The organism is Rhizobium sp. SVR5-2C (assembly GCF_056755115.1).
This window is the reverse complement of sequence record NZ_JBNDHT010000180.1, coordinates 1-11354: the sequence shown is the minus strand read 5'-3', so window position 1 is coordinate 11354 and position 11354 is coordinate 1. Positions and strand designations below refer to the sequence as shown.

Genomic DNA, 11354 nt, shown 5'->3' with positions numbered 1-11354 from the left:
ACTTCATCCTGACCGTTCGCGGTGACCGTCAGCCATTCGTAGATCTGGCGCCATTGCTGGTGGGCTATTGGAAAGCTGTCGGCGTGAACGCCGATTATCGCGTGATGGAGAAATCAGCCTATTTGAACCAACGCAACAATAACCGGCATGATGCTATCCTCGAAGACGGCGATGGCGGCCTTGTCGATGCGTTTCTTTTTCCGCGCGCCTATATCCCGCTTCACCCGGATGCGGCGTGGGGAACAGGCTGGATCAATTACGTCCTGAAGGCCGGTCCTAATCAAGAAAAGCCGCCTGAATTTTTGCAGGACGGGCTCGACCTCTTCGCGCAGATGCAGGGCACTGCGGATCCCGCTAAGCAGAAGGAGTATTTCCGCAAGCTCATCGACGTTGCTCAGGACAATTTCATGTCGATGGGGATAGCGCTACCGATCCCCGGCTATGGCGTGCGCTCCAAGCGGCTGCACAATGTCGAGCCGCAGATGGTGATCAATAGCTGGACCTTCGGCTTCCCAGGCCCAAGCACGCCAGCGCAGTGGTCGTTCCAGAAATAGGTGCCTGCCGGCCCCGACGCCCTCGGGGCCGGCTCGCCCGTTTTCCGAACCCATTCGAAAGGAACACCCATGACATCTTTCATCGTTCGCCGCCTGGCGACCATGGTGGTCATGATGATTTTCATCTCCATGGCGGCTTTCGTCATCATCCAGCTGCCTCCCGGGGATTTCTTGACGACCTTGGCCGCGGGACTCGAGTCCGGCTCGGAAATCAGCCAGCAGCAGCTCGACTTCTTGCGCGAGCGCTTCGGCCTCGACCAGCCAATCTACATTCAATACTGGAAATGGATTTCAGCGATCATCTTTCGTGGAGATTTCGGTTACTCTTTCCAGTGGCAGCGCCCGGTCACCGACCTGATCTGGGATCAGCTCGGTTTCACCCTCGTCCTGTCCATATCGACGCTTCTGTTCAGCTGGGCGATCTCGTTTCCGATCGGGGTGATTTCCGCCGCCCGCCAGTATTCTCTCGCAGACTACTTCTTCACGTTCATCGGATTCATCGGTCTGGCTATTCCGAACTTTCTGATGGCCCTCGGCCTGATGTACATCGGCTTTCACTTCTTCGGTCAAAGTGTCGGCGGCCTGTTTTCGCCGGAATACTCCCACGCGCCCTGGTCCTCTGCGAAGTTCGTGGACCTTCTCGCGCATATCTGGATCCCGATGATCGTTATCGGGACCGCGAAGACTGCAGAACTCATTCGCATCATGCGCGCCAACCTGCTTGACGAACTCAACAAACCCTACGTGACGACTGCGCGGGCAAAGGGTCTGCCGGAGGTGCGGCTTATCCTGAAATACCCGATACGCATCGCCTTGAACCCCTTCATCTCGACTGTCGGCTGGGTCCTTCCCAGCCTGATTTCCGGCGCCGTCATCGCTTCGGTGGTGCTGAATCTCCCGACCGTCGGCCCCCTCCTGCTGCAGGCACTGCAGAGCCAGGACATGTATCTGGCCGGCGCCTTCATTCTGCTCCTCTCGACGCTGACGCTGGTCGGCACCCTGGTTTCCGACATCCTTCTGGCGCTGCTCGATCCGCGCATAAGACTGGAGTAGACCATGACCGACGCAATCAATATTTCACAGCAAGGCGCAGCATCCGATGTATCGCCGGTCGGTCAGGACAGTTCGGCTCGCGAAATCGAGGTCGCCGGCCAGTGGAAGCTCATGTGGTGGAGGTTCATCCGTCACCGGGCAGCGGTATTCGCCGGCTGTATCGTGCTCTTCGTTTATATCGTCGGTCTGTTCTGCGAGTTCCTTGCGCCGCTCGATCCAAACGCAACCGACACCCGCTTTCAATATGCCCCGCCTCAAGGCATCCATCTCTTCGAGCCGGGAACGTGGAACTTCAAGCCGCACGTCTACGGCTTCCGTTCCAAGGTCGATCCGGTTTCCTATCGGCGCGCCTATGTGATCGATGAGAGCCAGAGAGTTCCTATCGCGCTGTTCGTGAAGGGAGCGACATATACCATATGGGGTCTGTTCAAATGGGATCGTCATCTGATCGGTCCTATCGAGAAAGGAAAGCCCTTCTTCCTCCTCGGCTCCGATCGATTGGGACGCGATAACCTGTCGCGCATCATCTACGGCGCACGGATATCGATGTCGATCGGCTTGCTGGGCGTCTCTCTCAGTTTGGTCATCGGCGTTCTTCTTGGCGGAATTTCCGGCTATTACTCCGGCATGATCGATCGAGTAATCCAGCGTACAATGGAGTTTCTCCGCTCGATGCCGACCATACCCCTCTGGATGGGACTTGCTGCCGCCATTCCCTTGAACTGGCCGCCGCTCTGGGTCTACCTCACGATTACTGTGTTGCTTTCCCTGGTTGGCTGGACATCGCTCGGCCGTGAGGTTCGGGGCAAGGTCATGGCGTTGAAATCGGAGGAGTATGTCGTTGCGGCCCGCCTCGATGGCGTGAGCGAATTCAACATCATCACGCGTCAGATCGTGCCGTCGTTTACTTCGCATATCATAGCCGTCACCACGCTCGCCATTCCCGAAATGATCTTGGCAGAAACGTCGCTTTCTTTTCTTGGGATCGGATTGCAAGCTCCGACCGTCTCCTGGGGAGTCCTCCTGAAGGAGGCCCAGAACGTCAACACGGTTGCAACGGCGCCTTGGCTGCTTCTGCCTGGCGTGGCGGTCGTCGTCGCCGTTCTGTCCCTGAATTTCCTGGGCGACGGCCTGCGTGACGCGGCCGACCCTTATGGCAAACTGTGAGGAGACGGGGCATGTCGGATATCCTTCTCGAAGTCAGAAACCTGCAAGTCCACTTCACCACTCGGGAGGGCGTGGTGAGAGCCGTGGATGGTCTCGATCTCACCCTTCGGCGCAACAGCACGATGTGTATTGTCGGCGAGAGCGGATCGGGGAAGTCCATCTCCTCCTACGCAATCCTGCGCATCCTGCGGCATCCCGGTCGCATTGTCGGTGGAGAAATCATCTATCATCACAGCGACGGGCGCACTGTCGATCTTGCCAAGCTGCCCGCAAACAGCCGGGAAATGCGGGAGATCCGCGGCCGGCATATCTCCATGATCTTCCAGGAGCCGATGACGGCGATGTCGCCCGTGCACACGATCGGCAACCAGATCATGGAGATGATCCTGCTGCACGAGCGCGTTTCGAAGCGTGCGGCCCGCGATCGGGCCGTGGAGCTCCTTGGCAGGGTCGGTATCCCCGATCCTGCCTCACGGCTGAACAGCTATGTTTTTCAGCTTTCGGGAGGGATGCGTCAGCGGGCGATGATCGCGATGGCACTCTCCTGCCGGCCGGAACTGCTGATCGCCGACGAGCCGACCACGGCTCTCGATGTCACGACCCAGGCCAATGTACTCGATTTGATGAAGGAGCTGCAGGCGGAATTCGGCCTGTCCATCATGCTGATCACGCACGATCTCGGCGTCGTCGCGGAGACGGCGGACGATGTGACGGTCATCTATCTCGGAAAGACTTTGGAGCGCAGCGATGTTTTCAGCTTGTTCAACAAGCCGCAGCATCCTTACACGCGTGCACTTCTGGGCTCGATCACGCGTCTCGACCTGCCGCGGCGGGCGCATCTCAGTCAGATCGAAGGTATGGTGCCGAATCCCCTCGCCCGCCCACCCGGATGCCCTTTTCAATCTCGCTGCGGCGAGCGGATCGCCGGTATCTGCGACAGGGAGGTGCCTCCGCTCTTCGACGTCGAAAGCGCGCAAGCCGCGCGGTGCTTTCAACATGATCCGGTCCTTTCCAAATCCTGGGCAAACAAGAACGAGGAGGTGCCAGCGTGACTGTCCACACCGCATCCGGTGCCGTGGGCACCGTTCACAACGACTCCTCGCGTGACAAGCTTTGCCTCGACATTCGAGACCTCCGCGTTCATTTTGGAAGAGGCGCGGGACTTCGCAAGAAGCAGGACGGAGTCGTGCGCGCGGTCGACGGGGTCAACCTGCAGGCCGCGGAGGGTGAGACAATCGGCTTGGTGGGAGAATCCGGTTGTGGCAAGTCGACGCTCGGCCGGGCCATTTTGGGTGTCTACAAACCAAACGGCGGCACGATTAACTACCGTCCCCGTAGCAGCAACGAATGGATCGATCTGGGCAGCGCAGATGCCGATATCCTCAACAAGTACCGGCTCGATCTGCGATTGATCTTCCAGGATCCGTTTACGTCTCTCAATCCGCGGCAAACTGTGTTGGCGGCCATCGGCCAGCCGCTCTATCACCACGGCGTCGACAAGTCGGAGATCAAGGATCGCGTTGCCGATATCATGCGCAAGGTGGGACTGCGCCCGGAATACATGCAGCGGTATCCGCATGCATTCTCCGGCGGCGAGCGACAGCGCATCGTCATCGCGCGGGCGCTGGTCGTACGGCCCCACGTCGTCGTAGCAGACGAAGCCGTCTCGGCGCTTGACGTGTCGGTCCGGGCTCAGACGCTGAACCTTTTGCAGGATCTGCAGGACGAACTCCAGCTCACCTATATTTTCGTGAGCCACGACCTTTCGGTGATCAAGCTCGTGTCTGATCGAATAGCTGTCATGTATGCTGGCCGGGTCGTGGAGTTCAGCTCTTCCGAAGAGCTGTTTCGTCGTCCAAATCATCCCTACACGGCGGCGCTCATGGCCGCGATTCCGCGACCATCACCAGAGCTACGGTCACGTCCCCAAGTTCGTCTGCAGGGGGAAGTACCTGATCCTGCTCGCCACCCAAGCGGGTGTCTCTTTCACCCAAGGTGCCCATATGCTACGGATAGGTGCCGGTCTGAAGTGCCGGTGATGCGGGCGATGGCTCAGGGGCGACAGGTCGCCTGTCACCACGCAGAAGCCATCGAGCTTAAAGGAATTGATACTTGAGATCCGACCAGGCCGCCACGTCCGTCGCCGAGAAACTGTTCAAAGATATTCCTCAAGGGAACATGGCAAACCACAACATGAACCTGTCCGACCGGGATGAGCAGTTCCAAAGTGGAACCAATTATTCTCGGCTTGGTGAGGCAATGCGTCAGGCGATCCTGACGGGCGAGTTCTGGCCAGGCATGCGCCTCAAGGTACAGGATCTCGCAAAGCGCTATGCTGTGAGCATAAATCCGGTCCGGGAAGCTCTGCAACAGCTGCAAGGCGAAGGGTTGATCGAGATCATTCCGAATCGCGGCGCATCCGTGCGGGTCATTACGCGCAAGCTGATCGAGGATCTTGCGGACATTCGCGAGGCGATGGATGGAATCCTTGCGGCGCGCGCGACGCCACTCATCCGGCCTGAGCATATAGAACACCTCCGCCATCTCAATGGCGATCTGACGATTGCACGCAGCCATGGGGAGAATGCCCAGACGGCCAAGATGAGCAGTGATTTCCACGAATATATCGGCGAGATCGCCGGCAACGAGCAGGCGCTTCGCCTCCGAAGGAACCATTTCGATATCTTCAGGCTGATCCGAACACGTTACGGCTTTGTCCCCGGCAGGGCCGCTGACGTAGCTAGGGAGCATGAGGAAATCATTAGGGCACTGGAATCGGGCGACCCGCGCCGCGCGGAGGAGGCTGCCCGCCATCACGCTTGGAAGTCCCGTGAAGATATGCTGGCAAGATTTACCGAAGAAGAGGACTAACGTTCGAGCGGAATTGCCCAACCCACGACGCAGTCTCAAAACATGCGCGACAGCAAGGGGGTACGCTCCGAGGCAAGGGTCTAGGATTGGGGGCACCTCGTCATTTACCTTCAAGCGCGTGCCGGGTTAGGCGATCAGCGCTCAAACGTGGCGCTACGGAGGTGATTATAGGTCGGTGCTTGGCGTTGCTGCCTGGATCTGGACTTGAGCGGATGAGCGCCTTGAAGCGGTTCACTGTCGGCGCCCGCTTCAGGCTGACGCCGCGGCGCTTCCCGTCCGGCGAAACGGACAATCCTGGACCTATCTCTCATGCTGGCGACGCCGACGGTGCGTGCGACACTCTATAAGATATCGGAATAACAACACACCTTCCTGCCGGCACCATACGGCGCCGGCAGGAAGGTGAAACTATCAGCGGGACGTCAGATCGTCCGGCAGTTCTGCATTGTGGTATTTGCGGTAGATGTCGCGCAGAACCTTGTTGTCGAAGTTGGTCTTCACCCACTGGTCGAGCCAGCCCTTCAGCGCCGCTTCACCCTTTGGAATACCGATGCCGAGATTGGTTTCCTTCTGTGTGAACTTCACCTGCAGTGGATGATCGGCCATTTTCTTGTTAATGCCGTTGATGACCGCCGACTGGCTGGACAGGATACCGACCTGGCCGGAGACGACCGAGGTGATCAGCGTCGCATCGTCTTCGAAGCGAACGATCTCGGCACCCTTGGCATTGGCGGTGATGTCCTGATCGTTGGTCGTGGCGCGCGTCACGCCGATGCGCTTGCCGTCGAGACCGGCATAATCGTTGATCGCAACGTCAGCCGGTGCGGCAACCACGAGCGCAAGGGTTGCGTAGGGAACCGAGTAGTCGATCGCCTTCTTGCGCTCTTCGGTGATGCCGAGCGACGACACGACCATGTCGGCCTTGCCTGTCTGAACTGAGGGAACGCGGGCGGCATTGGTGATCTCCACAAGCTCCAGCTCGACGCCGAGATCCTTGGCGATCAGCTTTGCGGTTTCAACGTCCGAGCCGGTCGGCTTCAAGTTCTCATCAACGAAGGAATATTCCGGAATACCCATCGCAACGGCGATGCGCACTTTGCCCGCCTTCTTGATATTGTCCAGGACGTCGGCATTTGCGGCCGATGCAAGTGCCAAAAGGCTCGCTCCGGCGATAATGGCTAGTTTCGAAATCATTTTTGTCGGCATTATGAGACTCCTCTCTCGTTTACCTGATCCTGCGTTTGCCGCAGGCACTCCTCCTCAAATTCAAAGCTCTTCGGCCATGAATTCCTTTAATTCCGGTGTCTGCGGATTGGAGAGGATCTCTGTTCCTCCCATCTCCCAGACCTTGCCGGTATGCATGTAGATGACGCGGTTGGCGGCACGCTTGGCGAAACCCATCTCGTGGGTGACGACGATCATCGTCATGCCGCCGCGCGCCAGATCTTCCATGACGCGCAGCACTTCGCCGGTGAGCTTCGGATCGAGCGCCGAGGTTACCTCGTCGAACAGCATCACCTTCGGCTGCATGGCGAGCGAGCGGGCGATCGCCACGCGCTGTTGCTGGCCGCCGGAGAGCTGTTCCGGATAGTTGTCGATCTTTTCCGACAGACCGACCTTGGCGAGCGCCTGCCTGGCAATCTCGAAGGCTTGATCCTTGCGCATCGACTTCACCCGGCGCAGCGCCAGCATGATGTTTTCGGCAACCGTCATGTGCGGGAAGAGATTGTAGCTCTGGAACACCATGCCGATGTCGCGCCGCAGTGTCCTCAGATCCAGTTTCGGGTCTTCTACGCGGTGGCCACAGACATCGATCGTCCCGTCCTGGATCGTTTCCAGCCTGTTGATGCAGCGCAGCGCGGTGCTCTTGCCGGAGCCAGATTGGCCAATCAGAGCCACGACCTCACCGGCATTGATCTCGAAGGAGACGCCCTTCAGCACCTCCAGAGCACCGAAGCGCTTGACGACATTGGTAAGTTTAACGGCGGCCGACATTGAGTTTCCTCTCAAGCGAACGGCTCCAGACCGACAGCGGATAGCAGACGCAGAAATAGAAGAGCGCTGCGACCCCGAAGACCAGGAACGGCTGGAACAGGGAGTTGTTGATGACCTGGGCCGCACGCGTCAGCTCCAGGAAGCCGACAACGGAAGCGAGCGACGTGTTCTTGACGAGTTGCACGAGGAAGCCCACCGTCGGCGGCGTGGCGATCTTCAGCGCCTGCGGCAGGATGACGTCGCGCAGCGCCTGCCAGCGGGTAAGCCCCAGGCATTCTGCGGCCTCGAACTGCGTCTTGGCAATGGATTCGACCGAGCCGCGCCAGATCTCGCCGAGATAGGAGCTCGAATAGACCATCATGCCGAGACCGGCCGCAGCCAGCGGCGGCACCGAGATGCCAAAGACCCCTAGGCCAAAATAGAGCAGGAACATCTGGATCAGCAGCGGCGTGCCCTGAACGATCTGGATGTAGACGAGTGCCACCCGCCGCAGCCAGCGGAAGCGCGAGATGCGCGCCAGCATGATGAAGAAACCGGCGATGCCGCCGAGAACGAAGGCTAGTGCGGACAGGACGATCGTCCACAGCAGGCCATCCAGCAGGTAGATCAGGTGATTGGTCGAGAAGGCTCCGAGCATCGTCACCTCACACGCCGAGCCCGAGCCGGCGGCGGCGCGGGAATGCAATGAGGCCGAGCCCGAAGAAGGCGGCGCGCATCAGATAGGTGATGGCGATATAGAGAAGTGCCACGACGAAATAGGTTTCCAGCGACCGGAAGGTGTTCGACTGGATGTTGTTGGCGACACCGGTCAGTTCTTCCGCCGAGATCTGCGAGCAGATCGAGGTCGAGAGCATCATCAGGATGAACTGGCTCGAGAGGGCCGGATAAACGCGCTCGATGGCGGGCAGCAGGATGATATCCCGGTAGATCTGGAACTTCGAAAGGCCGAGCGCTTCGGCCGCTTCGATCTGGCTCGGATGTATGGAATCCATGCCGGCGCGAACAATCTCTGCTGTATAGGCGCCGACATTGATCACCATCGCGAAGACGGAAGCGGCGAGGATCGGCAGACGGAAGCCGATGGACGACAGCCCGAAGAAGATGAAGAAGATCTGCACGATGAACGGCGTGTTGCGTACCGCTTCGATATAGATCCCGACGATCGCGCGCAGCAGCGGCACATCGGACCGGCGCGCGATGGCGCAGGCGATACCGATCGCAAGTCCGATGATCACCGAAAACACGGTGATCTCGATCGTCGTCAGCGCGCCCGACAGGAAATCCTGCCAGTAGGGCATCAGCGCCGCAAAATCGAACTGGTACTGCATGGCTCCTCCAGACGCGGCCCGCAGGCGGGGTGCGAATTCACTCAATCATTCAGCGCGCCAGCCAGCCGCCATCCACGGGGATCACTGTGCCGTGAACGTAATCGGATGCGGCCGATGCCAGGAACACGGCTGCCCCGCCAAGTTCCGCCGGCGTTCCCCAGCGGCCCGCCGGAATACGTGAAAGGATCGCGGCACTGCGGTCCGGATCGTCGCGCAGCGCCGTGGTGTTGTTGGTGACGAAATAGCCCGGCGCGATCGCGTTGACGTTGACGCCCTTGCCCGCCCATTCACAGGCAAGCAGCCGGGTGATGCCGGCAAGGCCGCTCTTCGATGCGGTGTAGGACGGAATGCGGATGCCGCCCTGGAAGGAGAGCAGCGAAGCAATGTTGATGATCTTGCCGCTGCCCTTCTCGATCATGTGACAACCGGCGGCCTGCGACAGGAAGAAAGCCGTCTTCAGATTGGTGTCGATAACCGCATCCCAATCTTCCTCGGTGAAATCCACCGCATCGGCGCGGCGAATGATCCCGGCGTTGTTGACGAGAATGTCGAGGCTGCCGAAGGTCGAGACCGTCTCCGAGACGATATCCTTGACCGGCGCGATGCTGCCAAGATCGGCCTTGATGGCGTGGAAGCGGACACCTGATCTGCTGACCAGCGCCTCGGTCTAGTCCATCGACGAACGGCCGACGGCGACGATCGAGGCACCGGCGTCGGCAAGGGCCAGCGCAATGCCCTGCCCGATGCCGGTATTGGCGCCGGTGACAACGGCGGTGCGGCCGGAGAGATCGAAGGGATTGGTCATCGTCCTACCTCAGATCCGCAATGGCGATATGGTCCATGTCGGTGAAGCTCTTGTTGTCCCCGGCCATCGCCCAGATGAAGCTGTAGTTCTTGGTGCCGGCACCCGAATGGATCGACCAGGGCGGCGAGATGATCGCCTGCTCGCTAGCCACCAGCATGTGGCGGGTCTGCTGCGGCTCGCCCATGAAATGGAACACCCGCTGATCGGCCTCGAGATCGAAATAGAGATAGGCCTCCATGCGCCGGTCATGGGTATGCGCCGGCATGGTGTTCCAGACGCTGCCTGCCTCGATCATCGTGAAGCCCATGGTCAGCTGGCAGGACTGGCAGACCTCCGGATGGATAAACTGATAGATCGAACGCTTGTTGGCTGTCGCGGCTTCGCCCGGCGTCAGATGCCGGGCCTTGTCGCGGGTCAGGAGAACCGTCGGATGGGTCTGGTGCGCCGCCGTCGAGACGAGGTAGAACTTGGCGGGGTTTCCCGCGTCGGCGCTTTCGAAGCTGACGTCTTTGGCGCCCTTCCCGACGTAGAGGCAATCATATTTGGCGAGATCATAGCGCTTGCCGTCAACGGTCACGCTGCCTGCGCCACCGACATTGAGGGCGCCGAGTTCGCGCTCGGCGAGGAAAGTTTCCTGGCCGATCTCCTTCGGCGCACCGAGCGTCAGCGCGGCAGAAAGCGGCGTGGCACCACCGATCACCATGCGATCGTAATGCGAGTAGGTCAGCCTGATGTCGCCGCCTTCAAACACCGTTTCGACCAGGAAGTGGCGGCGCAGCGTCTCGGTGTCGTAACCACGGACGGCTTCCGGATGGGAAGCGTGACGGACGTCGATCTTCATTGATTGTTTCCCTTCTGATCAGCGGATGCCAAGGGAGATTTCGCATCCTCGATGAAATAGTTCGGGTCCCAGATTTCGGCCTTCTCGACTTCGTTGAGGAGCTTGCCGAGATGGAACCCCATAGCCGAGGCAGCGCCAGCCTTATCGCCTGCCTTCATGCAGTCGATGACGGCGGAGTGCTCTTCGATGACACGGGCGAGACGCCCTTCCTGCGGCAGCGTCAGCAACCGGTAGCGATCACTGTGAACCTTGACCTGCTGGATGATCGCCCAGATGCCGGGGAAACCGGCAATGCTGCTGATCAGGTGGTGGAACTCGTTGTCGAGCAAATGGAAGGCGGCGACGTCGCCATCCCTGTGGCAGGCGGCCATATCGCTGAGGTTGCGCTCCAGCGCACGCAGGCCCGCCGGCGTCATCTTCTCAACGGCAATCGAAACCGTGGTATCCTCTAGGGCCTTGCGCACGAGGATCGCCTCGTAGAGCGCGCGGCGCGGGATGCGAGAGACGAAGGTGCCCGATTGCGGGAAAACGTCGACGAGGCCATCGTCGGACAGGCGGATGATCGCCTCGCGGATCGGTGTGCGGCTGACGCCGAACTGCGCCTCCAGTTCCTTCTCGTTCAAAAGGTCCATCGGTTTGCGGCGCAGAGAAACGATATCGTCGAGAAGCGCATTGTAGACCAGTGTTGCGGCCCGCGGAGCCGCCGCCCGCTGGTGCGATAACACCGTCACCCCCTGCAG

12 protein-coding genes and 1 pseudogene are annotated in these 11354 nt (G+C 59.8%); 6 read left to right on the top strand and 7 right to left on the bottom strand.

Going from position 1 to position 11354, the window contains the following annotated elements; all coding sequences use genetic code 11:
- From ACPYOI_RS32155 to ACPYOI_RS32130, 6 genes are all read left to right on the top strand, one after another.
- On the top strand, nt 1-554 hold a 554-nt coding region (locus tag ACPYOI_RS32155; protein WP_481423883.1), incomplete at its 5' end, for a hypothetical protein.
- 69 nt (nt 555-623) lie between these two features.
- Complete coding sequence (locus ACPYOI_RS32150; RefSeq protein ID WP_481423882.1) at nt 624-1607, top strand: ABC transporter permease; 984 nt, start codon at nt 624-626, stop codon at nt 1605-1607.
- Nucleotides 1608-1610: 3 nt separating this feature from the next.
- The gene (locus ACPYOI_RS32145; protein WP_481423881.1) at nt 1611-2774 is read left to right on the top strand and encodes an ABC transporter permease; all 1164 of its coding nucleotides are present in this window, start codon (nt 1611-1613) and stop codon (nt 2772-2774) included.
- An 11-nt stretch (nt 2775-2785) separates the two neighbouring features.
- A complete protein-coding gene (locus ACPYOI_RS32140) occupies nt 2786-3826 on the top strand; it encodes an ABC transporter ATP-binding protein (protein ID WP_481423880.1) in 1041 nt (346 codons plus the stop codon).
- Between the two features lie 23 nt (nt 3827-3849).
- The gene (locus ACPYOI_RS32135; protein ID WP_481423885.1) at nt 3850-4890 is read left to right on the top strand and encodes an ABC transporter ATP-binding protein; all 1041 of its coding nucleotides are present in this window, start codon (nt 3850-3852) and stop codon (nt 4888-4890) included.
- Complete coding sequence (locus ACPYOI_RS32130) at nt 4887-5645, top strand: GntR family transcriptional regulator (RefSeq protein ID WP_481423879.1); 759 nt, start codon at nt 4887-4889, stop codon at nt 5643-5645. The genes ACPYOI_RS32135 and ACPYOI_RS32130 overlap by 4 nt, the downstream gene beginning before the upstream one ends.
- Before the next feature lie 411 nt (nt 5646-6056).
- Here ACPYOI_RS32130 and ACPYOI_RS32125 read toward each other — a convergent pair whose 3' ends face one another.
- The 7 genes and pseudogenes from ACPYOI_RS32125 to ACPYOI_RS32095 form a co-directional block, all read right to left on the bottom strand.
- Complete coding sequence (locus ACPYOI_RS32125) at nt 6057-6851, bottom strand: transporter substrate-binding domain-containing protein (RefSeq protein ID WP_481423878.1); 795 nt, start codon at nt 6849-6851, stop codon at nt 6057-6059.
- Between the two features lie 60 nt (nt 6852-6911).
- Nucleotides 6912-7640 (bottom strand): amino acid ABC transporter ATP-binding protein, encoded by a 729-nt coding sequence (locus tag ACPYOI_RS32120; protein ID WP_481423877.1) that lies wholly within the window; start codon nt 7638-7640, stop codon nt 6912-6914.
- Entirely contained in the window at nt 7624-8277 is a 654-nt protein-coding gene (locus ACPYOI_RS32115) for an amino acid ABC transporter permease (RefSeq protein WP_481423884.1), read from the bottom strand. Before ACPYOI_RS32115 ends, ACPYOI_RS32120 begins: the two co-directional genes overlap by 17 nt.
- Before the next feature lie 7 nt (nt 8278-8284).
- A complete protein-coding gene (locus tag ACPYOI_RS32110) occupies nt 8285-8968 on the bottom strand; it encodes an amino acid ABC transporter permease (RefSeq protein WP_481423876.1) in 684 nt (227 codons plus the stop codon).
- Nucleotides 8969-9017: 49 nt separating this feature from the next.
- A pseudogene (gene kduD, locus ACPYOI_RS32105) lies at nt 9018-9773 on the bottom strand (2-dehydro-3-deoxy-D-gluconate 5-dehydrogenase KduD).
- A gap of 4 nt (nt 9774-9777) precedes the next feature.
- Nucleotides 9778-10614: a 5-dehydro-4-deoxy-D-glucuronate isomerase gene (gene kduI, locus ACPYOI_RS32100; RefSeq protein ID WP_481423875.1), complete on the bottom strand. Its 837-nt coding sequence runs from the start codon at nt 10612-10614 to the stop codon at nt 9778-9780.
- On the bottom strand, nt 10611-11354 hold a 744-nt coding region (locus tag ACPYOI_RS32095; RefSeq protein WP_481423874.1), incomplete at its 5' end, for a GntR family transcriptional regulator. The genes kduI and ACPYOI_RS32095, both read right to left, overlap by 4 nt.